At 34.7% G+C, this 24,846-nt stretch carries 19 protein-coding genes and 1 pseudogene; all 20 read right to left on the reverse strand.

Annotation, left to right across the window (positions count from 1 at the left end; translation table 11 throughout):
- Positions 1-45 precede the first annotated feature (45 nt).
- The 20 genes and pseudogenes from ACMDB5_RS01680 to ACMDB5_RS01775 all read right to left on the reverse strand — a co-directional run bounded on the left by ACMDB5_RS01680 (position 46) and on the right by ACMDB5_RS01775 (position 24,832).
- On the reverse strand, positions 46-2,160 hold the full coding sequence (locus ACMDB5_RS01680) for a bi-domain-containing oxidoreductase (RefSeq protein WP_413999307.1): 2,115 nt from the start codon (positions 2,158-2,160) through the stop codon (positions 46-48).
- A 6-nt stretch (positions 2,161-2,166) separates the two neighbouring features.
- Positions 2,167-2,934, reverse strand: coding sequence for an AglZ/HisF2 family acetamidino modification protein (locus tag ACMDB5_RS01685; protein ID WP_413999308.1), 768 nt, complete (start codon positions 2,932-2,934; stop codon positions 2,167-2,169).
- Complete coding sequence (gene hisH / locus ACMDB5_RS01690; protein WP_413999309.1) at positions 2,934-3,548, reverse strand: imidazole glycerol phosphate synthase subunit HisH; 615 nt, start codon at positions 3,546-3,548, stop codon at positions 2,934-2,936. Before hisH ends, ACMDB5_RS01685 begins: the two co-directional genes overlap by 1 nt.
- Complete coding sequence (locus tag ACMDB5_RS01695) at positions 3,545-4,678, reverse strand: N-acetyl sugar amidotransferase (RefSeq protein WP_413999310.1); 1,134 nt, start codon at positions 4,676-4,678, stop codon at positions 3,545-3,547. The genes hisH and ACMDB5_RS01695 overlap by 4 nt, the downstream gene beginning before the upstream one ends.
- Positions 4,675-5,709 (reverse strand): hypothetical protein, encoded by a 1,035-nt coding sequence (locus ACMDB5_RS01700; protein ID WP_413999311.1) that lies wholly within the window; start codon positions 5,707-5,709, stop codon positions 4,675-4,677. Before ACMDB5_RS01700 ends, ACMDB5_RS01695 begins: the two co-directional genes overlap by 4 nt.
- 12 nt (positions 5,710-5,721) lie before the next feature.
- Positions 5,722-7,083 carry a hypothetical protein gene (locus ACMDB5_RS01705; RefSeq protein WP_413999312.1) on the reverse strand — a complete coding sequence of 454 codons (1,362 nt, stop codon included), beginning with the start codon at positions 7,081-7,083 and terminating at the stop codon, positions 5,722-5,724.
- Complete coding sequence (locus ACMDB5_RS01710; RefSeq protein WP_413999313.1) at positions 7,080-8,108, reverse strand: hypothetical protein; 1,029 nt, start codon at positions 8,106-8,108, stop codon at positions 7,080-7,082. Before ACMDB5_RS01710 ends, ACMDB5_RS01705 begins: the two co-directional genes overlap by 4 nt.
- Positions 8,108-9,421 carry an oligosaccharide flippase family protein gene (locus tag ACMDB5_RS01715; protein WP_413999314.1) on the reverse strand — a complete coding sequence of 438 codons (1,314 nt, stop codon included), beginning with the start codon at positions 9,419-9,421 and terminating at the stop codon, positions 8,108-8,110. The genes ACMDB5_RS01710 and ACMDB5_RS01715 overlap by 1 nt, the downstream gene beginning before the upstream one ends.
- A gap of 127 nt (positions 9,422-9,548) precedes the next feature.
- On the reverse strand, positions 9,549-10,766 hold the full coding sequence (wecC, locus tag ACMDB5_RS01720) for a UDP-N-acetyl-D-mannosamine dehydrogenase (RefSeq protein ID WP_413999315.1): 1,218 nt from the start codon (positions 10,764-10,766) through the stop codon (positions 9,549-9,551).
- A gap of 11 nt (positions 10,767-10,777) precedes the next feature.
- Complete coding sequence (gene wecB / locus ACMDB5_RS01725) at positions 10,778-11,917, reverse strand: non-hydrolyzing UDP-N-acetylglucosamine 2-epimerase (RefSeq protein WP_413999316.1); 1,140 nt, start codon at positions 11,915-11,917, stop codon at positions 10,778-10,780.
- Between the two features lie 482 nt (positions 11,918-12,399).
- Positions 12,400-13,407, reverse strand: coding sequence for a mannose-1-phosphate guanylyltransferase (locus tag ACMDB5_RS01730; protein WP_413999317.1), 1,008 nt, complete (start codon positions 13,405-13,407; stop codon positions 12,400-12,402).
- Positions 13,408-13,460: 53 nt separating this feature from the next.
- Positions 13,461-13,821 (reverse strand): annotated as a pseudogene (locus ACMDB5_RS01735) (glycerol-3-phosphate cytidylyltransferase).
- A 74-nt stretch (positions 13,822-13,895) separates the two neighbouring features.
- Positions 13,896-14,960: a Wzz/FepE/Etk N-terminal domain-containing protein gene (locus ACMDB5_RS01740; protein ID WP_413999318.1), complete on the reverse strand. Its 1,065-nt coding sequence runs from the start codon at positions 14,958-14,960 to the stop codon at positions 13,896-13,898.
- Between the two features lie 235 nt (positions 14,961-15,195).
- Positions 15,196-17,622, reverse strand: a complete 2,427-nt coding sequence (locus ACMDB5_RS01745) for an SLBB domain-containing protein (protein WP_413999319.1) — start codon at positions 17,620-17,622, stop codon at positions 15,196-15,198.
- Between the two features lie 801 nt (positions 17,623-18,423).
- A complete protein-coding gene (locus tag ACMDB5_RS01750; protein ID WP_413999320.1) occupies positions 18,424-19,431 on the reverse strand; it encodes a mannose-1-phosphate guanylyltransferase in 1,008 nt (335 codons plus the stop codon).
- A 512-nt stretch (positions 19,432-19,943) separates the two neighbouring features.
- Complete coding sequence (locus ACMDB5_RS01755; protein ID WP_413999321.1) at positions 19,944-21,227, reverse strand: nucleotide sugar dehydrogenase; 1,284 nt, start codon at positions 21,225-21,227, stop codon at positions 19,944-19,946.
- Positions 21,228-21,248: 21 nt separating this feature from the next.
- The gene (locus ACMDB5_RS01760; RefSeq protein ID WP_413999322.1) at positions 21,249-21,722 is read right to left on the reverse strand and encodes a UpxY family transcription antiterminator; all 474 of its coding nucleotides are present in this window, start codon (positions 21,720-21,722) and stop codon (positions 21,249-21,251) included.
- Positions 21,723-21,865: 143 nt separating this feature from the next.
- On the reverse strand, positions 21,866-23,257 hold the full coding sequence (locus tag ACMDB5_RS01765) for a nucleotide sugar dehydrogenase (RefSeq protein WP_413999323.1): 1,392 nt from the start codon (positions 23,255-23,257) through the stop codon (positions 21,866-21,868).
- A 119-nt stretch (positions 23,258-23,376) separates the two neighbouring features.
- Entirely contained in the window at positions 23,377-23,745 is a 369-nt protein-coding gene (locus ACMDB5_RS01770; RefSeq protein ID WP_413999324.1) for a four helix bundle protein, read from the reverse strand.
- A 103-nt stretch (positions 23,746-23,848) separates the two neighbouring features.
- Positions 23,849-24,832, reverse strand: coding sequence for an SDR family oxidoreductase (locus ACMDB5_RS01775; RefSeq protein ID WP_413999325.1), 984 nt, complete (start codon positions 24,830-24,832; stop codon positions 23,849-23,851).
- Positions 24,833-24,846: the final 14 nt, after the last annotated feature.

Here is a 24,846-nt window from a genome sequence, read left to right on the forward strand (position 1 = left end):
CATATTTTTAATAAATTGAAGTGCTAATTTCAGCTTCACTATTTGTTATTTAATCGTTATCCAATTACCCGCCTTTAAACTTTCAATAGCAGCAAATGATGCTTTAGTCGTATTAACAATTTCTTCAAATGGAATTAAAGCTGGCCCACCATTTTTAGCTTGATTGATTAATTTATGAAACTGACTTTTATGCCCTTTATCTAATTTGGTTTTCAATTTTGAAAATCCTTTAAAACCAAAACCTTCTGTCTTTCTGAAATTATCCATAACCAAAGTTCTTTCCTGCGAATAAACTTCTACACGCTCTTTTGAATAGGCCTTGGAACCATTTGAAAAATAATTAATAACCCCTGTAGAACCATTTTCGTATTTTAATAAAATAGTAGCATTGTCTGTATTCTCTTCAGGATTAACACCCATGGCATTCATACAAACGGCTTTTACTTTACTTCCTGTCAAATAAGTAATTAAATCAATAAAGTGGCACGCTTCTCCAATAATTCTACCTCCACCCATTAGCATATCATGCACCCATACGTTTGCCGGAATAGTACCTGCATTCATTGTGGCAATGACATTCATTTGAGAATTCCCTAATAGTAATTTCATTTTTTCAGAATGAGGTGAAAAACGTCTATTAAACCCAACCATTACTGTTTTACCCGATTTTTGTTGTGCTGAAATAACGGATACTAATTCTTCCGTATTTAGTGCTAAAGGTTTTTCAACAAAAACATGCTTATTTGCTTCCAAACATTTCACAGTCATTCCTGCATGCAGATTATGTCTGGTTGTAATTAAAACCAAATCTACTTCACTGTCTTTTAACACATCATCCACATTGGTGGTTGAATGAGAAAAACCATGTTTTTGAGCCATGGCAGTACCGCTCACTCCACCTTTACTGGCAATGTATTTGTAATTGGCACCACTACCATTTAATGCAGGCAGCATAGTCATTTTAGTAAAATTACCGGAACCAATTATTCCAATAACTCCTTTTTGACCTAAATAATCAGCTTCCTTTAATTGAATGGTATTTTTTGGTACAACAACGCCTTCATTATATCTTAAGATAGAAGCAATTGATTTACTGGAACCAATCTCTCCATAGATTTGCAAATAATTATCCAAAGGAATTATTTCGGTAATCATTTCATTGACTTGCAATTTTCCGGATGCAATCGCTTGTAAAACGGCTTCAAAATTTCTTTTTTCTGTCCATCTTACAAAAGGCAAAGGATAATCGACACCTCTATTCTCATAATTTTCATCGTACCTTCCTGGACCATACGAACAGGAAACTTGAAACGACAATTCTTTTTCGTAAAACTCAGCTCTGCTTAAATTTAAACCAATTACGCCAACTAAAATAATTCGCCCTCTCTTACGGGACATTTTAGCCGCTTGCGAAATGATTTCATCCGTTTTTGCAGAAGCAGTGATAATCACTCCATCAACACCAATTCCGTTTGTGTTTTCTTCCACAAATTTTACAACATCACCATTTCTGGGGTTAAAAGGGGTAATTCCCCACTGTTTTGCTAAAGTTAATTTACTTTCGTCAATATCAACACCAATAACTTTACATCCATTAGCTACTAATAATTGAGCCGTTAATAAACCAATCAAACCTAAACCGATTACTACTATGGTTTCGCCTAATGTTGGATTCAACAAACGAATTCCTTGTAAACCAATAGAACCTATTACTGTAAAAGCAGCCTGCTCATCAGTAACATTATCGGGTACATGCGCTACTAAATTTTTAGGAATAGAAACAAACTCGGCATGTTGCCCATTAGAAGCGACACGATCACCTACTCTAAACTCATTAACACCTTCTCCGATGGCAATAACCTTTCCTACGTTACAATAGCCTAATGGAAGCGGTTCGCCTAACTTATTAAAAACAGCTTCTAATGTTGGCATTAACCCTTCTGTTTTAATCTTATCTAAAACTTGCTTAACCTTATCGGGTTGTTGACGCGCTTTTGAGATTAGATTTGATTTCCCAAACTCAACTAACATACGTTCTGTTCCTAATGAAACCAAAGAACGGGTGGTTTGTATTAATACGCTACCTTTTGCAACTTGTGGCGCTGGAACTTCTTCTAATATGGTTTGTCCTGTTTTAAAGGATTGTATGATTTGTTTCATGTATATTTATAATTGATATAATGCTTTTCTTTCTTCTAAATTAGGATAATTGATTAAAACTGCTCTATATTTCCCTTTAAAAACAAAGAGACTCCCTGCTGAAACTCCAATAGTTTTATATCGTTTTATAGCCTCTTTTATGTCTTCCAACTTACCAGCTCCTCCCATTATGGTCATTGGCATCTCGGTTTCATTTCGTATCAGATCAAATAATTTAAAATCGAAACCTTCCATCTTACCATCATGATCTACTGAATTGATTACTAATTCTCCAATACCAATTTCACTTAACTCTTTAAGAAAATCATTTACCTTTTGACTTGCAACTTTTTTTCCATTGTGCGTCACTATTTCGTAGCCCCCAAAAAGCTTTTTCTTTTTAATATCTAATACAACCACAACACTTTGTATACCGACTGCTTCACCAATTTCTTTTAGTATTTTAGTGTTTTGAACCGCTGCAGAGCTCAAAGCTACTTTTTCTGCACCAAGACTGATAATTTTTTTGGCTTGTTCAACAGTTGTGACACCTCCCCCATAACAAAAAGGCATTCTACATTCAATAGCCAAATTCTCTATAAGTTCAAAATCAGGACCTCTTTGCTCAACTGTTGCATCAATATCGAGAACAATTAATTCATCTACTTCTTTTTCGTTGAAAATTTTTACTGCATTGAGTGGGTCTCCAACATATTTTTGGTCTTTAAATTGGGTTGTCTTGACTAATCCTTTTTTGTGAACTAAAAGACATGGTGTTATTCTTGATCTAAGCATTATAATTTAGCAAAATTATGAAGTAAGTTTATACCATTTTGATGGCTTTTTTCCGGATGAAATTGAATGCCGTAAACATTTTCATGGTTAACTGCTGAGGCAAAGGGCTTGCCATAAGTAGTTGTAGTTAAAACATCATTATTATCAGTACATTCAAAATAATAGGTATGTAAAAAATAGAACCCAAATTCAGGATCTATATTTTTCAGTAATTGGCTAGGATGATTTATTTCAATTGAATTCCAGCCTAAGTGTGGCAATCTTGGTTTTTGATTTAATAAAGAAGCATCTATCTTCTTAACTTTCCCTTTTATATAGCCCAACCCATTAAGAGAACCTTCTTCACTACTCTCTGCTAATATTTGCATACCTACACAAATTCCTATGATTGGTACTTTGTTTTCCAAAACTTCCTTATCCAGTACCGCTCGAAAACCTGTACTATCTAATTTTGAGATAGTTTCATCGAAAGCACCTACTCCCGGTAAAAAAATTTTCTCCGCTCCAACAACCTCAGCTGGAGTGCTGGCAATCCTATAAGCTACATTCAGCTTGTCGTAAATATTTCCGATTGCTCTGATGTTTCCCGAACCGTAATCTATAATTGTTATCATCTTTTAATGGATCTTTCTATACCTAGAAACTTCAAAACTTTGGCACCAGTTTTAAACATGGAAAGTTGATTTCTATAATCCCAATAAAACTTTTTTGGTGCAGTAAAATAACTTCTAAGCTCACCTACACTAATCCCTAATTTTGTAGCTATATATTTAAATTCCTCTTCAATAGTTTCTGGATTAAAAGCAGGCTTCTTCATTTTTTCTAGTCCTTCATCTCTTTTTAATTGGCCTGTTAAAATCAAACTTGAATATTGAACTCTTCTAGTATCAAAACCAAAGCGTTCAGGCAACCAATATCCCTCATAGAATTTAGTAAAACGAGACTCAAAATGCTTTTGAGGATAAGGTGTCCACCCATAAGTTTTAGCAAGCATTTTCAAAGCGTCTTCTTTTACATATGGCATGAAATTTAAAGGCTTTATAACCTGAACACCTTTAATATATCTTAAATAGAATTTATGTTTCAAGACAGGACTAAATGGATACGTTTCCATTTTATTGGTGCTAAATTGTCTTCTTATATCACGAATTTGAGCCATATCTGTACCATAATAGAGAAATTCCATAGGATTACGAACACATTCCGTAGAAATATTCCCTCCATTTAAAATATACTTAATATTGTATTTATTGGCAAAATTGTAAAGTGTAGCTACAAATGCATGATCTTGCGGTATATCTAAATGAGGCACCCCCGATTTAAAAAAGGCCAACTGAAAATCTTTCATTTCTTCCCAATTTATTACCTCTGTATATAAATCAAGCCCTAATTTATCAACCATCACCTGTATATTATGAACCGCCAGTTCCGAGTTCCATCCTCCATCTACATGGAAAACCAATGGCCTTAAACCTAATTCTTTTACTGCCAAATGTAGTAAATAAGAACTATCCACTCCACCACTCATTCCTAAAATACAATCAAAGTCTTTCCCTTCCCCTTCTTTTTTAATCTTCTCTACTACCGCTTCCATTTCAGCTCTTCCCTTTTCGTCAGTATGCCAATTTGGTTTCACATTTACGTAAAAATCATTACAATGATCACAAACTCCTTTTTCATCAAAGATTATCTTTGAATCGGATGTGTCCATAATGCAGTTGGTACATATTTGGTATTCTTTCATAAATTTAATAATTTCGTTTCATACTTTTCCCAGCTATACTCTTCTACTAATTTATCATTAAATGAGTAACTATTCCTTTTTTCTTTCAATTCAAAAATCAATTTTTCGAAATCAATATTTAGCGAGTTTTTAATTACATATCCTATATTGATATTCTTAACAAATGACGCTACAAAAATTTCACTATTTATGATTATTGGCGTTTGTGTCTGTATTGCGTCATATATTTTATTTGGACTAGCATAAATATTGTTTGTATTATTTACTGGATAAACTGACAATAAATAATCTCCTTTCTCTGCTAAAATAGCATTTACGTCACTTTGTTTTTTTATTCCCAGAAAAGTAACTCTAGGATGATTGACAAATAACTTAGTGTAATCATCTGTTAACCAACCAGCCGCAATAACTTTTATATTATCGTCATAATGCAATAATTTTTCAAGAAAATATGTACCTCTATCCTTATTAAGAGACCCAAAATAACAAATCGTTAAATAATCATTGGTGTTCCGCTTCTTAAAATACTTTGCAAACCTGGGGACGTTCGGTATTACTACTGCTTTCTCTTGTGCAAATTTTGGTAACAAACTATATCTATTTTCATCTGTTACAATTATTTTTCTTGGCAAACCATAAATAATTCTTTTCAAGAGATAAAATTTATTCCCAGGAAGATTGAGTTTTAAAAAATAAGAATCAAAAATATCTAAAGTGACCCTCTTTCCTATTAATAGTGGAAATATAAAGCAATAAAGTTGCTCGTCAACCACATGAACTTTTTTAAAATTGAATTTGTATAATAATAAAATTAACTGCCAAACCAATTTTAATATAGTACCTATTGATTTATGACTTCCCGAAATGAGAATATGTTGCTCAGTCATCTCCAATGAAAATGACGATTCTGATTTAGTACCGATACCCAAATAAAAAACCTTATACTCTTTACTTAAGGTACTAATTTCCTTAATAACCCGAGTGTCTGAGCCATCATTTACGCACACATATAGTATATTTTGATTTCGCATTGTATAAGCCTTTTATATTAATTTTCTAGTTGAATTGTTAAAAATTGATAATCGATAAAATAGTACAGTTATTAAAATCATTTCCTTTGATGTGTAGTAAACCATGAACAACAATATAAATGTTACAAATGAAAAAATATTACCCATAAAGAAAAAACGACATACAAAAAAAATAAATAATGCACCCCACAAATACCCTCCTTTTAACGCTAAATCTAGAAGTGATAAATGCATAATATGATAATTATTCCTATTCAAATCTTCAATTTTGTAACCACCAGCCCCTGCAGTAACAGAAAGCAGTTGAAATTTATCAGGTATACCAGCACCTAAACCTTTTCCCATGACAAAATAACGTTTGTTTTGCTTAAAATGATCTTGTATAAGATAACCCTCCGCAAATAGATTTCCCAAGCTCCCTTCTGTTAACATCAAATTATTATAGTTACTCAAACCACTTTCGATTTGTTTAAATTTCCATTGCAAAACAACATTTGAATTAACATAATTTGTTACTCCCTCGATTATTACTGGTGTAATTAAAAACAATGAAGTTGCTACAGCGATGGCAATTGTACTTTTACGGTTTATATAAATTAACCATAATATAAGTAAAACTATAATGATCATTAATTTTCCGCTTAAGAAGATTTTTCCAGTAATGAAAAGAAAAGCAATAACACAAACTTGTATAATATATTCTTCTTTTTTCAAGTACTTCCTGAAAAAAAAAATTGAAAATGGTACTATGAAAGCAAAGCTATTCATCAAAACAAAATACTCTCCTTCGGAATATTCAAATTCAATATTAAAAAGGTAAGATAAAAGCATGCTATAAGTTGTCAACTTTATACACAATACAGCAAGATTTTGCAATTCTTTATGTGAGTAAATAGAAATTAAATAGAATGATGTTATTATTGGAATAGATACAAAAACATCAGAAATAAAATCGTCATGGTAATTTATGCCAAACAAAGTAGAAAATAAACCAATAACAAAAGTGAAAACCAAGTAAATAAAAATTAAACGATTTCTATTTACAAAATCAAAATCTATATTTTTCTTATATTTAAGAATTAACCTTAAAAAAATAAATAACGATAAAAAAATATTTACTGAAAAGTTAAAAAATCTTAAACCCCAAAAATTAAATGGTATTTCTTCTGTGATGACATAGCTCCACTTTCCCATTGCAAGAAGCGAAAAAGCAATAAAGTATAAAGTTCCTTTTTTAAAATCTCTTGCTAGAACAAATAAAATAAATAAGTACTCAATAATTGATACAGCAGCCTGCACTGCAAAAAATCTATTATACAACAATACCTCTAGAGTAACAAAAACAAATAATATGTATTGATTTAATTTTGTCATTGAAAATCGTTAAAATTAAAACGAACTCTCAATTTATCTACATTTTTATTCACTGCGATAAAATCATTTTTGTTTTCAAACATATAACTTATCTTAATAGCCAATTCATCAACATCGCTAAAGAAAGGATTATAATCAAAAAAATCTGAATACTCTAAAAAAGAAGGTATAGTTGACATTAAAACCTTTTTATTATTTGCAATACACTCATGCAATACTCCACTAACCCTATATTCAAAGTTAATTGAATATGGTAAAATAATTAGTTCAGCTTTATTCAAATAAAAATTATATTCATTTCTACTTAAAAATTTATTAGTGAAAATTAAATGAGGGCTATTTGAAACTCCATTACCTTTAATTACAATTTTTACATTATACCTCTCGAGAAATTCTATTATTTTTTTTGAATTAAACAAATCAACTAAAAATAAATCATCTACATTACTTATGGAAGGAATAAAAATAATCTTGTCTAGATCATCATTAACGGTATCATTATATTCCAACTTCCTTGGCAATCCATGAGGTTTTAAAATACTGTTATACACACCTAAATCCAATATTCTCTGATGTATATAATTGTTAAAAACCAAATGTGTATGCCTTTTTGCTAAATGTAAAAAGGCATATCTTTTTAATCTATTTGACAATCCATCAATATTATTGTGGTTAATTAAAATAGACGGCGGAAAACCAAAACATAATGCAAGTACCAATTCATCATAACCAGAGATTATTATCTTTTCCTTTTTGTACCACAACAGCCTAAAGTTTATGTATAAACATTGGCAAAGCATAATAAATCGATTCAAGACTCCGTATGATTTAAAATTCTTGAATAAAAATTTAGGGGTCTCGAATAATTGATTTTCTCTTGAAAAGCCAAGTTTGGACAGATATTCAGTACTTACAACTAATTTTACATTAACATTTGCTTTTACTAGGGCCTCTAAATAAATTTTGTTAAATTCTAGATGGCTTTCTATACAATACATATCAATATATATAAAGTTCTTTTTCATTAAAAAATTTTCGCTTTTTTAAAAGTTAAAACATATAGAAATAAAAGTAAAAACTCCCCTAATCCTGCCGCAATCGAATACGCAAATGATAGCGAGAACAAATTTCTCAAATAAAGAAAAAGTAACGTAATAAAAATCGCAATTACTATATTGTTTAATGCTATAATCCATACTTTACCTTTACTAATATATAACTCGCGATAAAGATTACTAACGCCAATAATCACCGTTGGAAATATCAAAATTAATAATACCTCTTTTGCACCTTCATAGCCTTTTCCGAAAAAATCAATAATTGTATTTGAAAATAAGCATAAAAATATTGTTATAAGTATGGATATAATTAAGACTAATTTCCTCGTATTCAAAAACAGAGTCTTCATTTCACTATTTTCTTCAACATTTTGAAAACTTGAAAAAAAAGGCTGCAGCAAATTAATTAAAATTGCAGGTACATACAATGCCATACCTTTCCATTGATTTGCAACATTAAAAATTGCTAATTCATACTTTCCAGTTTCTTCATTATTTAGAAAAAGAGTTTGAATAAACCACATTGACAACAATAATGACCCTGCTTCTATAGAAATTGGGAGTGTTATTTCTAAAAACAACTTTAATTCCTTCTTACAATCACTATAACTATATCTTAATGGAAAAGACACTAAATTACGAATTGACCTCTTCAATATAGGCATTGCTATAACTACAAACAATAATGACACAAACACCCAGCCAATAATTGCACCTCTTAATCCCCATTGCAAAAACATAAAATAAGACACTAAAAACTTGAACAAACTTGAGAGTATTGTTAGAATATTAATCAACTTAAATTGAGTCACTCCTCCTAATATTCCTAAAATTAATCCATAAAAAATTTCAGTATAAATCGCTACACTTGAAAAAAGTAAAGTTTTAAAACCTAATAGGTTTACGACATGATTATCTTTACTTATAAGTAAAAAAGTAATCGCTAATATCATCCCTAGAATTCCCAAAACATTTCCAGTAACGAGAGTAACTTTTACGTATTTCTCAAAACTTACTTTGTCACTCTTCAGTAGAACCGCAATATTCCTAGTACTCGTAGTCCTTATCGACAACCCTACAATAGTACTAAAGAAAACTAAAGTTCCAATTATATACGAATATACACCGTAACCTGGTGGCAACATAAGCCTCGCCATAAAAATAGTAGAGCAAATATTAAGTAATCTAGTAATAATTTGACCGATAAAACTCCATTTTATCGCACTTAAAAGTTCCGGTTTATATATTTTTTTTATTGCCGATTTTATTTTCTTAATCATTAACAATTTTTATATTTTTCCTAATATACGCCCTAATATTATGATTAATATCGACTCTTATAGTATTTTAATTAGTTTAATAAGCCCCTGAGAATTCTATACGGTTCATTATTTACTCGAAACAATTTTATTGTTGAAATTTCACACCCGTAAAATCAATTATCACCTTATCAGCATTGATTTTCACCCCTTTAAACTCTTTATGAGCTACTAAAAAAACAACAATATCTGCCTTTTCAATTGCATATTCAAAATTTGTTAATTTAAAAACTGGATGTTCTTCAATATTAGGCTCAACGATAAAATACTCTTCATTGTGAGCATCTTGCATTACTTTTTGCGCCACATATTTTGCTGGAGACTCTCTTAAATCATCAATATTCGGTTTAAAAGCCAATCCCATTAATGCAACACTCGGACTTCTACCGTATTTCAATTTGAATTCTAATTTTGCGTTTTTTACTTTTTCCGCACACCAAAATGACTTGTAGTTATTTATTTCTCTAGCAGTACTTATAATTTTAGACTCTAGTGGATAATCAGACACAATAAAATAGGGATCTACTGCTATACAATGTCCTCCTACACCGCAACCTGGCTGTAATATATTTACTCGAGGATGTTTATTTGCCAGTTGTATTAGTTCCCAAACATCGATACCTGCTTTATCACAAATAAGTGATAATTCATTTGCAAAGGCAATTTGCACATCTCTTGACGAATTTTCAGTCAACTTACACATTTCAGCAGTACGTGCATTAGTTTTATGCAATTCCCCTTTTACAAATTGACTATAAAAAGCAACCGCTTTTAAAGTAGAAGATTCATTTACACCACCTATTACACGGTCGTTATGTACAAGCTCAAACATCACATTACCCGGAAGAACACGCTCTGGACAATAGGCTATATATAATTTATCCTTTAACTCAGGACGTTCAGAATAAATGTATTGCAACATCTTTTCGGTGGTCCCTATAGGAGACGTAGATTCAATTATATATAAATCGCCTTCTTTTAGTAAAGGGAGGATGGACTTAGTAGCTGCTTGCACAAACGAAATGTCTGGCTCATTTTTAGCCTTGAAAGGTGTAGGCACAACAATTAAATAAGTATCAGCCATCACTGGCTTTATACCCGCCTTCAAATAGCCTTCTAAAACTGCTTTAGCAACAGCTTCATCCAGCGAAGGCTCGACAATATGAATTTCACCTGCATTGATGATATCTACTACTTTTTGATTGATATCAACACCATAAACAGGAATATTATTATTGGCTATTAATGCTGAAGTTGGTAATCCAATATAACCTAAACCGATAGTTACAACTTTTGGCTGAATCATTATAAATATATTTAATTTAATATTAAACTCTTTTCTAATTCTAAAATATAATTTACGATACGTTCACATGCTTTACCATCGCCATAGGGATTGTGCAATTCTCTCATCTGCTCGTAACGTTCTTTGTTATTTAATAAACTGTTACATTCTGCTACTATCCTATTTTTATCGGTACCCACCAGAATTACCGTTCCTGCATCAACTGCTTCTGGTCTTTCCGTCGTATCTCTCATTACCAATACTGGTTTACCTAAACTAGGAGCTTCTTCTTGTACTCCACCTGAATCCGTAATGATCAAGTAGGACTGGTTCATTAACCAAACAAAAGCAGGATAAGTCAAGGGATTAATTAATTTAATACTGGTGATTTTACCAAGAATTTCATAAACAGGCCCTTTCACATTAGGATTTAAATGCACTGGATATACAATCTGCACGTCTGGGTTTCCTAAAGCAATTTCTTTTAAAGCAGCGCAAATATTAATAAACCCATCCCCATGGTTTTCTCTACGGTGCCCAGTTACTAAAATAATACGCTTAGTAAAGTCCAATTCTCTTTTCAACGAATCAATTTCGTCATTTTGAAGTGAATTTACTCTTTCTGAACTATCCAGAAGAGCATCGATTACTGTATTTCCAGTAACCAATATCGTTTCATCAATAACACTTTCTTTTAATAAATTCTCTTTTGAAGTAAATGTAGGTGCAAAATGAATATCAGCAATACGCCCCGTTACTTGTCTATTTAGCTCTTCAGGAAAAGGGGATAGTTTATTATATGTTCTTAAACCCGCCTCTACATGACACACTTTAGCTCCTGAATAAAAGGCAGCAATACTTGAAGCCATAGTTGTAGTGGTATCTCCATGAACATATACATAATGAGGTTGAAACTCTTCCAATATTAATTTCAACCCCATAACAATATCAGCTGTAAGGGAATACAAATTTTGGTTTGGTTTCATTAAATCCAAATCATAATCTGGATTTATATCAAAAAAATCCAAAACCTGATCTAACATTTCACGATGTTGTGCAGTAACACAAACTCGAGTTTCAAAAAATTCATTATTTTTATTAAACTCTTTTACTAATGGCGCCATTTTTATAGCTTCAGGACGAGTTCCAAATACAATTAAGTTTTTAATCATAATTAATTTATAAAATTACATTATTTTATTCTTTATACTACAAATGCCTAGTATTTCAACTCACAGAAACAAGTTAAAAAAGTATTTTCAGAATCCCTTCTATCAAATATTTTATAATCAAATGCTCTCCAATTCCTAACAATGCGTAAATAGTATTGCAGTTTGTTTTATAGAGCAAAAACTACCCAAAGAAATATATTTTTCAACACTAGATTGCAATACTTCTCGATTAGATTATTTTAAATTTACTATTTCCCATAATAAATTGAAGTAGATAATTATTCTTGTCCAATATTCCTTCTACTCTTGCAGCAATAGTAATAATTCCTACTGGATTTTCCTTAGCAAAAATTCTTTAACCTCGTTATCGGCTTCTTAAGTCAGAAACTATACTAGAAACATCAGTTAACTTTACAATATTAATCGAATGGTCTATCCATCATGCCATTGTAAGCCTAAATATAAATCCTTAGAACGTTATTTTAATTCAACAAATCCGACTTTGCTTTCTCCAATTTGTTATATACATTCTTAACATCTTGAGAGCTCTCTTTTTGCAAAATTAAATTTGCTGTATCGGTATAAACAAAAATACAATCTTTCATCCCTATAAAAGCAGTATAGTTACTAGTCCCAATAGCCATATTCCTATTTTTATCCACCGGATGTCCTATCGAAACCAAATAATCATAAACCGCTTCAAACGACCCTAGATCAGACCAACCAAAGTAGGACGAAACCACCTTGATCTTCTTGCTTCTTTCCATGACCGCATAATCGATACTAATCGAAGGAATGTCAAGAGATAAATCCAAATCCAATTTTCCATTGACCTGATGCTCCCAGGTAATCTTTGATTTCGCGTAAACTTCAGGATTAAACAATTGCAACTCTTCCAGAAATACGCCGGCCTTGAAACAAAACATTCCGCTATTCCATAAAAAATTACCCTTCGCTATAAAATCAGCCGCCGTAACCTGGTTGGGCTTTTCCCGAAAAGAAATTACATCATCCCCCTTGCGTTCAATGTAACCATAACCCGTTTCAGGTTTTGATGGAATAATACCAAAAGTAACTATGTACCCTTCAAAAGCTTTGCCAATAGCTTCATTAATAGCAGCCTCGTAATTTTTCATTTCATCAATGATATGATCTGAAGGTGTTACAACCAAAATATCTTCCGGATGAGATGCAAAAGCCGCAAAAGCTATTGCAGCGGCAGTGTTCCTTGGAGTTGATTCAATTATATTTATATATGGGATATCCGATTTTTCCATCACTTTCCTACTCAAATGACAATTGTCAACATTACCTACAACCATTACTTTATCCGCAAAATTGCGATTACGGTTAACGGTCATCTCAAACAAGGACTTACCTTCAAATAAATCAAGATATTGTTTTGGTTGACTTTTCCGTGATAAAGGCCATAACCTACTACCCACCCCACCTGTGAGAATTACATGATTAATTTCCGTCTTTTTATCCATATATCAAAATTATCAACCTTTAATCCAGTCCTTTTATATAGACATTATTAATACTATTGTTTTAATTGCGTTTCTCCTACTTCTTTTCTCAAAACACTGCACGAAAAAAGATGGTCTCTTCGATTAAAATACAAATCAATTCCTCTTTCTTCACAAAAGATTCTCGCTGTGAAGTTTTGCTCCTTATACTCATCCCCAACGCTACGCACATCAATTTTAAAAGCACGTAAAATATCTTCTAAATCTTGTTGTAGTATAGGGAACTATTTAATCAACAAAACGACAACCTTTTAACTGGATGTAGCGCTCCACTACGGTTTGAGTCGGCTTATTTTTTTCTGGTCGGTCAATCGTAGGATCGGTTTGCAAGCCCAGTATAAGGTAATCACATTGCCTTTTGGCTTCTTCGAGCATTTTGATATGCCCTGCGTGCAATAAATCAAAGGCACTAAAAGTTATCCAACTCGAAAATTATTATTCCCATACATTTAAACTAATTGCTTTAAAATTCTTCTTAAAATTAAAGCCATCACCACTAAAAATCCAGCCAAGATTCCCCCCAACAAAATTCCTTTCACCTTCCCAAATTTCTCTTTTTTCAAAGGCAAGATCGGTTGGTCAATTACCTGGATTAGAGGAGTTTCTTTGCGCAGCGTAACCTTAGCTAATTCACTTTGTTTGACTAACTCAGTTAAGATAGCGGTATTCGCTTGCACATCGACCTGCCTGCGAGCAGAGGGCGCACGACGAACATTCAGTGCCGGGTTCAGCATAAAGGTATTGTCATTTGCCACTGCCACACCGGTGATCGCTCCGTTCAATTCTCCACGAATAGAATCAGTTTGTCGTTGTAGGATTGCCATGTTCAGCCTGGCCTTTTTGCTTTTGGTTGCAATATAAAAATCAGATACGTTTTTGACCAAAGCTTCAGTAAAATATTTAGCAAACAATTCGTTGGTGGAGTTCACATCGATCGAGATAATCGCGATTTTCTTGTCCTTTTGACCAACAGTCAAACCGCTTTTAGATAAGTCATCGTACATGACGCCTAGAATACTATCGTGTACTCTTGTAAAATACTTGCGATTGGTTTCCGGTAAAAATTGGATGGTTTTTAATTGGGGTTTACTTTCCCATTTTTCCCTCCAATTACGTTCCTGGATATACATCTCAGCTAACGAAATGGTCTTGTCTTTATAGACTACTGAAGTCAATAAGGTTTGCTCAACCATAGAACGAGATTTAAACAACTCGGTTAAATTCGATCCGGTAAAGATGCTGCCGCCTCCGCCGCCTAGATCAATACCGAAAGAACTTGCTAGTCCAAGCGCTCCACCTAAGCCGCCACCGCCTTTTTCATCCTCTAATGCAAAGGATAAAGTGGCTGTATAAACTGGCTTTTTTATAAAGGAATAAGCTAAGCCTAATGCTGCACCAATAATTCCTGCCAACAGGATTATTTTCCATTGCGAAAGTAGGTAGGAATACCATTCCTTTCCTTTTTCTATCAATTCCTTTAACGATATTTCGTCGTTTGAATTTTGTTCGTTCATATTATTCTGTTATCCGTTTTCCGTTATCGGTTGTGGGTTGTATCTTTTCTGTTATCAGTTGACTGCGTTCTACACTGACCACTGCGTTCTGTTGTAGGGTTGTGGGTTTTCTGAACACCGAACACTGCATTCTTAACACTGCCTTATGATCATTATCCTTTATTTTCTGTCGACTGCTACGGTGGCGGTTTTCGAAAATGGAAAACTCATAACTGAGAACCGACAACTCGCTGTTCTATCTAAAAGCCGTTATAATCAATAAAGCCAAGCTAGAGATTACACTTCCTATACCCACCCATTCTCCGGTACTCATCTTCTTCACTTCTGGTTTTTCAGGAACGATAATTTGAGAACCCGGTTTTACTGCAGGATAGGATCTGATGAATAAGAAGGAACTGGCTACAGCCGCCTTTCCATTAGGATAAATCACATAGGCTTTTTTCTTCCAGCCTTTGGCATCCACTCCACCCACGGCATTCAAATAATACCCAAAAGAGCGCCCTTTTTCATAAGGTATCTCTGATGTCAACAGCACATTACCAGCAATCTTAACACCTTCATTAAACGTAGCTACCTCAATCTCATCTCCGGCGAACAAAGTCACATTGGCAACCTTATTTGGGTTTTTAGCGATCGCTTTCCAATCCAATGGAATGGTCGCAAACTTCAATTCTTCTTTTAATTTTTTCTCTAATTTGTTTTGAATGCTGTCTTTTTTTCCCAAATTCAGATTCACATTTTCGATATCCTCAATTTGTTTGGCAGCAATCGGTCTTTTGATCTTCACCCCTTCTATATTGGCCAACGAAGTTAATCCTCCGGCTCTTTGAATGACATCATACACCCTTGATTTTTTATTAACCAAAGCATATTTTCCGGCATAATGCACGGCTCCACTTACAGTCACCATTTCCGGTTTTTCATAAACCGCCATTTTACGAATACTCACCACATCAAAAGGTTTTAACTCGAAATTTTTTGCTTGCTCATTGCTATCAGGACTAATCTCTATCGTAAACAATTCGGCCTTATTGGGATTGGAATCGTCAATTGTTTCCGAAATGACCATACGCGCCACTTCAACCCTTTTGGAAGCCGAACCGGTCAATCCACCAACCTGAACAATTAAATCATTCAAGGTCAGATTCTCATAATACTCATACTCTCCCGGATTTTTCACTTCCCCATCGATGGTGATTTTATATTCTTCTCTAAAATCTAAAATAGAATACACCGTTACCACATCTTCTTTCTTCAAAACAACATCCGCTTCAAGATTACCTTGCAGCGCCTGCCCTAAATCAACATTGACAATTTCCGTAGTCAAATCAGACTTTAAGCGAATGATTCGGGCTCTTTTGCCATAGGCATCCTCTTTCAATCCATCTGCTTTGGCGACCAAATCAGAGATACGCATCCCTTCATAAAAAGAATAAACATCCGGTCTGAAAACAGCCCCCTCAATTTTGATTCTGTTTTCGAATCGATTCAATATTTTAGTCACTCGGAACACATCTCCTGAAGAAGGCCTATAACTATTGAATTCGGCAGACTGTATATCCGTCACCTTAAATTCCTTGCCTGTTTTTTGCAACACATTCACCGATGCGGTATAAGCAAATTCATTGAAACCCGAAGCAAAGCCTAATAAATCGGCGAAAGTCTCTCCAGTTTTCATTTCAAAAATACCAGGACGCTTTACTTGTCCTTCAACCGTAACCCTTTGACTATAGGCCGGAATCCGGATGACATCATTATCCCTTAAACCAACATTGGCAGATTGATCCCCTTTAACCAGAAACTGATACAAATCAATTTTGGCATATACCTTATTGTTTCGAATCAATTCAATATTTCTATAACTTCCGTTTTTCCCGGGTCCTCCGCCAAGAAACAAAGCATTGTAAGCGGTTGCCAAAGAGGATATCGCATAATTACCCGGCTGCTTACCTCCTATTAAGGTTACTTTAATGGTTCGAATACGGCTTAAACTAACACTCACTTGAGATTGGCCTGAGCTTACGGTACTATATACCCTTGCCATAGCTCCTCTAATTTTTTGAGTAGCTGCTTCAATTGTGATGCCCGAAACGGCTATTTCCCCTACATATTGAATACTGATCTTCCCCTCAACACTTACCGGAATACTGGCATTGAATTCCTGTATCCCATATACACTAACCTGCAATTCGTCACCAGGCCCTAAGATGTAATTCACCGGCGTAGCCAATTTTAAATTAGGCTCAAAATTTAAAGTGGGATTATCAAACAGTTCCGAACCAAAAATTAAAGCATTTACAGAATCCTTAACCTTGGTATTCACAATTTTCTCTTGTTTTCTGCCAGACTCTTTTTGGGATTCTTTAGCATCCAATCCTTCTTTTTGCAACTCCTCTTTTTTAGAAGCTGGCATCGCCAAGCGACCTTTTAATTTAGCAAATTCACTAGCTGACATACCCTTTGCCAAAGCCATAGGCTCAGCTTGCTCTATGGTAACATTGTTCGTTTGCAATTGTGACTTTATCTTTGCTATATCGCTATCCGATAAATAATCGACCTTCAATGTACTTAAATCAGTACTTTTCAACAAATCCTGCGCTAGCACAGCAGAAGATTGAAAAAATGCAACAAACAATACGACAACAGTAATAATTTTTTTCATTTTGGAATAATTGGGGTATAAATGGCAATAATTATTTTGAAAATCAATGCTAAGGATAAGAACAGCTATTTTATTTATTTTTAACAAATACAAAAGCAGCAAAAATGAATAAGCTATAAACGGCTTCGCCTTAGCGACTCCCATTATTGGTTCACTAAATCCTAATTAAATTATATTAAATCCTACTCCTTTTTTCTTGTTAAGAATAACATAAGATAATTCACAATTTTGCAAATATAGTCTTAAAAATTTGAAAACGAAATTTTGTTTTAACAATCGGCTTTCGTTAAAATTAGCCTAAAAAACAACAAGCAAACAAAGAACTAATAATCAATCAGGTACATCCCAATAATTAAAAATGGATTGCATTAAATATCACTAAATTTAGTGATGCGAAATGGAAGGCAAGACCTAGTGGGCAGAGCTTAGAATGCAGTGATCAGTGATCAGCATTTAGAAAACAGACAACCAATAACTGAGAACAGAGGTTAGAACGCAGTGAGCAGTGAGCAGTAAGCAGTCAACCGAAAACCGAAAACTCACAACTCACAACTCACAACTCACAACTCACAACTCACAACTCACAACTCACAACAGAAAGCAGTGGTCAGTGGACAGCAAAGTTTAGAAGACAGACAACTGATAACATAAAGCAGTGTTCAGTGGACAGGGCTAAAAGACAGGCAACACATAACTGACAACCCACAACTGAGAACAGAAAGCAATGGCAGTGTTTAGTAAGCAGTCAACCAAAAACCGAAAACCCACAACCCACAACCCACAACCCACAACCAACAAAACTCAATCCAACAACTCCGAATTCTTTCTTTCCAATTCATTAAACAAACTCTTAACATCTTGAGAGAATTCTTTTTTCAGGATTAAATTAGCGGTATCCGTACAAACAAAAATTGTGTCTTTCATCCCTATAAAAGCAGTGTAATTAGTGGTTCCAATGACCATATTCCCATTTTCATCAACTGGATGACCAATAGAGACTAAATAATCATATACCGACTCAAAAGAACCCAAATCAGACCAGCTGAATTTAGAAGAAACCACCTTTATCTTTTTAGACCGCTCCATCACTGCATAATCGATACTGATGGAAGGAATTTGCAATGACAAATCCAAGTCTAAATTCCCGTTTTTATTATTTTCCCATGCCGTTTTTGATGTTTCATAGACCTCTGGATGGAAAGCTTTTAACTCCTCCAATAATACTCCGGCTTTAAAACAAAACATCCCACTGTTCCACAGGAAATTCCCTTTGGCTATAAAATCCCGAGCCGAAACTTGGTTGGGCTTTTCTCTAAATGAAATAACATCATCTCCTTTGCGCTCAATATAACCATAGCCCGTTTCGGGTTTAGTCGGAACAATTCCAAAAGTAACAATGAATCCTTGGGACGCTTTTTCTATCGCTCCCCCTATTGCTGTTTCATACTCTTCCATTTCATCAATGATATGATCCGAAGGAGTCACTATCAGAATATCATCGGGATCAGAGGCAAAAGCAGCAAAAGCAATAGCGGCAGCCGTATTCCTTGGAGTGGATTCGATGATATCAATATAAGCAGTATTTGTTTTTTCCAATACCTGTCTACTCAAATGGCAATTATCGATATTACCAACCACCATCACTTTATCGGCTATATTGCGGTTGCGATCCACCGTCATTTCAAACAAAGATTTTCCACCAAACAGATTCAAATACTGTTTGGGCTGACTTTTACGTGACAAAGGCCACAAACGACTCCCCACGCCTCCTGTAAGAATGACATGTGTAATCGATTTTATATTTTTCATATTATTCATTATTCTTTTATGCAAATCTATATATAAAAACAATTCATTTTAGCTCAGACAACTTCTAGTCAAGCAGAGACAGAATACAGATAACCGACAACTCATAACCCACAACAGATAACCGAAAATTTACAACCTCCATCCACATCATTTCCTAAAACTCCTTTCACATCATAAAGCAAACCATTTGGCTTTTGTAATTTAAACAAATCCATTTTCAAAAACTCACTATGCGCTACACCCAACAAGTCTTAGTTTTAATCTCATACCTTATTGATATCGTACAGCTTAAATGGCATTAGCTCTTGTTTTGTCATATTAAGACCATATAACTAGCATAGCTAAGCACCAATAGTTTATATATAAACTACCTATAGGGATACTTCATTTTTATGCAAATCTATATATAAAATTCCTTAACTCATAGTCGAGAGTAGATGGTAATGGTCAGTAGGCCGTGAGTAGAAAACAGATAACCCACAACTCATAACCCACAACGGATAACCGGAAATTTACAACCTCCCATCCACATTATTTCCTAAAACCCCTTTGACATCATACAGCAAACCATTTGGCTTTTGTAATTGAGACAAATCCATTTTCAAAAACTCACTATGTGCTACACCCAATACCACAGTATCAAATTTTTGGTTGGGAACCTCGTTTCTTGTTTCTAATTTATATTCATGATACACCTCTTCCGGATTAGCCAAAGGATCGTAAATAGTCACCTGAATTCCATAATCCGTCAATGCTGCTATAACATCCACAATTTTAGTATTGCGAACATCGGGGCAGTTTTCTTTAAAAGTAATTCCAAGCATTAAGATACTAGCTCCATTAACCGAAATTCCTTTTTTGATCATCAGCTTTACGATTTGTGAAGCAACATAGTCTCCCATACTGTCATTCAAGCGCCTTCCTGCCAAAATTATTTCTGGATGATAGCCCATTTCCTGTGCTTTTTGAGCCAAATAGTAAGGATCAACGCCTATGCAGTGCCCACCAACCAATCCCGGTTTGAAAGGTAAAAAATTCCATTTGGTCGCCGCTGCTTCCAGAACAGCATGGGTATCAATATTCATAAGGTTGAATATTTTAGCCAATTCATTCACAAAAGCGATATTAATATCTCGCTGCGAATTCTCAATTACTTTTGCAGCTTCCGCAACTTTTATAGAAGGAGCCAAATGGGTTCCTGCGGTAATTACAGACAAATACAGCTCATTTACCTTTTGTCCGATTTCTGGAGTGGAACCGGCAGTAACTTTCAGAATTTTTTCGACAGTATGCTCTTTATCGCCTGGATTAATTCTTTCAGGCGAGTAGCCTGCAAAAAAATCCACATTAAATTTCAAACCCGAAATGCGTTCCAATACAGGTACGCATTCTTCTTCGGTTACTCCAGGATATACAGTAGATTCATAAATAACGATATCTCCTTTTTTCAAAACCTTAGCGACCGTCTCCGAAGATTTATACAAAGGGGTCAAATCAGGGCGATTGTTTTTATCAACCGGAGTAGGAACAGTGACAATGTAATAATTACAAGACCTAAGATCTTCTAGCTCCGAAGAACAAAATAATCCTTTTTCATTTCCCGGACTTTCTAACAATACCTTTTGCAAAACAGTATCATCTATTTCAAATGTAGTATCAGTACCTGCTTTAAGAGAGGCAATTCTGTTAGCATTAATATCAAATCCAACGACTGGATATTTTGTTGCAAACAATCGAGCCAAAGGCAAACCTACATATCCTAACCCAATTACTGCTATTTTTATGTTGGAATTCATTTTCTTTTAATTTAATTATAACTAAACAAGTTGGGCACAATTCATTTTCAAAACACAGCCTAAGGATTCTAATACTAGAACATAGTGCGTATTATTGACTTCCTGAACAATCGCTTCTTGAGCGGCAAACGGCCCGGTATCTAACTTTATTTTATCTCCAATTTGATATGGAACCAACCTAATCTCAGCTTCATTGGGTTGCTTAAGCCATTTTTTTATGGTATTTATTTCCTCTTCTTTCACAATTGCTGGCGTCCCTAACCAAAATAAATAACGTACCGCACCCGAAGATTGGAACACTAAATTGCGGTCACTCTCTTCCAATTGCACAAAAACATAGGAATTAAAAAGGGGTACTTCCACCTTTTTTTTTCGATCCGACCATTGACTCACCTTTGTAATCAAAGGGCAATAACAGTCAATTCCCATTGCATTCAATTGCTCTGCTACTTTTTTCTCCCATTTGGGTTTTGTATAAACGACATACCAATTCATCTTTCGTTTTTGTATTGAGATAGTTTTCTGTTAGCGGTTTTCCGTTATCGGTTCTCGGTTTTCTTACCACTGCATTCTGTTAGCTATTGTCCATTTTCAGTGGTCTGCGTTCTGACTACTGAACACTGCCTTCTGAGAGGATCCTACGCCCCTATTCCTTGATACACAAAACCAATAGCTTCCATTTCCGTCTTATTCAATATATTCCTACCGTCAAATACAAAAGCCGGTTTTTGCATCGAATCATATATTCTCTGCCAATCATAAGTAATAAACTCATCCCATTCCGTAAGTACCGCTATCGCATGGGCATTTTTACAGGCTTCATAAGGATTTTCAAATGACACTATACTATCCGCATTATGCTCAGCCGTTCTGCTTTCTAAATAATCCAGATCAGCCAAAACTTTCTTTCTCGATACTTTGGGATCGTAGACAGCAATTTTGGCCTGCTCGTTAATCAAATCATCGGCCACATAAATAGCCGCCGATTCTCTGGTGTCATTAGTGTCTTTTTTGAAAGCCCAACCCAAGAATGTAATTTTTTTGGCGGCAACCGTATTATAAAGTGTCTTCACTATCGTATTAGAAAAACGTCTCTTTTGGTGGTCGTTCATGATAATTACCTGTTCCCAATAATCGGCTACTTCGTTCAATCCATACGATTTTGCGATATAAACTAAATTCAGAATGTCTTTTTGAAAACAAGAACCACCAAATCCAACAGACGCCTTCAAGAATTTCGCCCCTATCCTACTGTCCATCCCAATGGCTTTGGCAACCTCATTTACATCGGCACCGGTCTTTTCACAAAGCTCTGACATCGCATTTATCGAAGATATTCGCTGTGCCAGGAAAGCATTGGCTGTCAGTTTAGACAATTCTGAAGACCATACATTCGTAGTCAATATTTTATCTAAGGCCACCCAATTCGAATACACGGCTACTAGAGCCTGTATCGCTTGCTGCCCCTCAGCAGAAGTATCACCACCAATAAGAATCCGATCTGGATTAATTAAATCCTGAACAGCCGTTCCCTCTGCCAGAAACTCCGGATTGGAAAGAATCTGAAATTGAACGCCATTCCCTGTATTATCCAAGATACTTTTTATTGCCTCGGCAGTTCTTACCGGTAAAGTCGATTTCTCTACCACTATTTTATTGTCTTTGGCAACTCTGGCAATTTGTCTGGCACACAATTCAATAAACTTCAAATCAGCAGCCATACCTTTTCCTTTTCCATAGGTTTTGGTTGGCGTATTAACCGATATAAAAATAATTTGAGCCTCATCTATCGCTTTTTCGACATCGGTAGAAAAAAACAAATTTTTCCCTCTAGCTTCCCCAACAATATGGGACAAGCCCGGCTCGTAAATAGGTATATTATTGACATCATCATCGTTCCAAGCAGCAATTCTTTCTTCATTCAAGTCAACAACAGTAACTTTTATATCTGGGCATTTTTGTGCAATAACCGCCATAGTAGGCCCTCCAACATATCCAGCTCCGATGCAGCAAATTTTTGTGATCTTCATTTATTTAATTTTCAATTTTTTAATATACTTATATTTAGTTATCCGTTGTCGGTTCTCTGTTTTCTGTTGCCTTTGATAACCGACAACCCACAACTCACAACACACAACACACAACTTTCTCAAACTTTCCAATGCTCCTCTACATATTTTATAAAGGAAAAAATTTTAGCCCCCAAAACATCATACTTTTCGTGAAGCATCTTCATTTCAGTCGCCAGAGACGGATACAAATTAATTATTTTATCAATATGATTAAGAGTTTCTAAATTACTTGCATGCGAATAAACCAAAAACTTAATAAAATCTTTTTTATACCTTCTGCGTCCATAGCCTTCGACAATGTTGCTTATCACAGAATCCGAAGACCGTCTAATCTGACTTCCCAATTCATATAGCTCGTATTTTGGCAATTGCAATGACAAAGTATGCGTTCTGTAAAACAATTCCAATCCGATTGTATAAATATCCAAATCTTTATAGCTCTTCATTTGCTTTTAATTTAAATGATCCTACTCGCTTTTCAACTCACAACCAACAACCCACAACCAACAACTCACAACTAATAACTGACAACACACAACCGACAACTCTCTATCTCAAATTCCTCCAATACCAATCTACCGCCTCTTTCAATCCTTCTTGCAGGGAATATTTTGGATCATAACCCAGTAATTCTTTTGCCTTATCAATACTTGCCAACGAATGTGGAATATCCCCCATCCTGTTCGGTCCGTGCTCAATGGCTACATCAGCAATCCTCGGATCATACTCGGCTAAATATTTTTTCAAATAACCCATTAAATCGTTTAGCGTATTTCGGTCACCATAAGCGGTATTATAAACCGTATTTACCGCCGCAGGATTTTCGGTGGTTAGGGCCAACTCATTCATCTGAATCACATTATCAATATAAGTAAAATCACGCGAATAGTTTCCGTCACCATTTATCTTTGGACTTTCCAACTGCATTAATTGCATGACAAATTTCGGAATTACTGCCGCATAAGCACCATTGGGATCCTGTTTTCTTCCAAAAACATTAAAATAACGCAAACCTACCGTTTCGATACCATAAGTTCTGCTAAAAATTTCTGCGTACAGCTCGTTTACATATTTGGTTATCGCATAGGGAGACAGTGGTTTCCCTATGACATCTTCCACTTTTGGCAATCCCTCAGAATCGCCATAGGTAGAAGAGCTTGCGGCATATACAAAGCGTTTCACCTTGGCATCTCTTGCCGCCACAAGAACATTTAAAAAACCAGAAACATTAACATCATTGGTCGTAATAGGATCATTGATGGAACGCGGTACAGAGCCAAGCGCTGCCTGATGCAAAACATAATCAACTCCTTTAACCGCATTAACGCAATCAGTTGCATTACGTATGTCCCCTTCTATCAACCTAAAATTGGGATTATTTATAAAATCCTTTAAATTGTGTCTATGCCCGGTTGCAAAATTATCCAAACAAACCACTTCATGTCCCTTTGATAAAAAATACTCACACAGATTAGAGCCAATAAACCCAGCTCCACCGGTAATTAATATCGTACTTTTTGTTTCTTCCTTCATCTCTTTAGTATTCT

It is taken from the genome of Flavobacterium sp. W1B, assembly GCF_047344965.1.
Lineage (GTDB): Bacteria > Bacteroidota > Bacteroidia > Flavobacteriales > Flavobacteriaceae > Flavobacterium.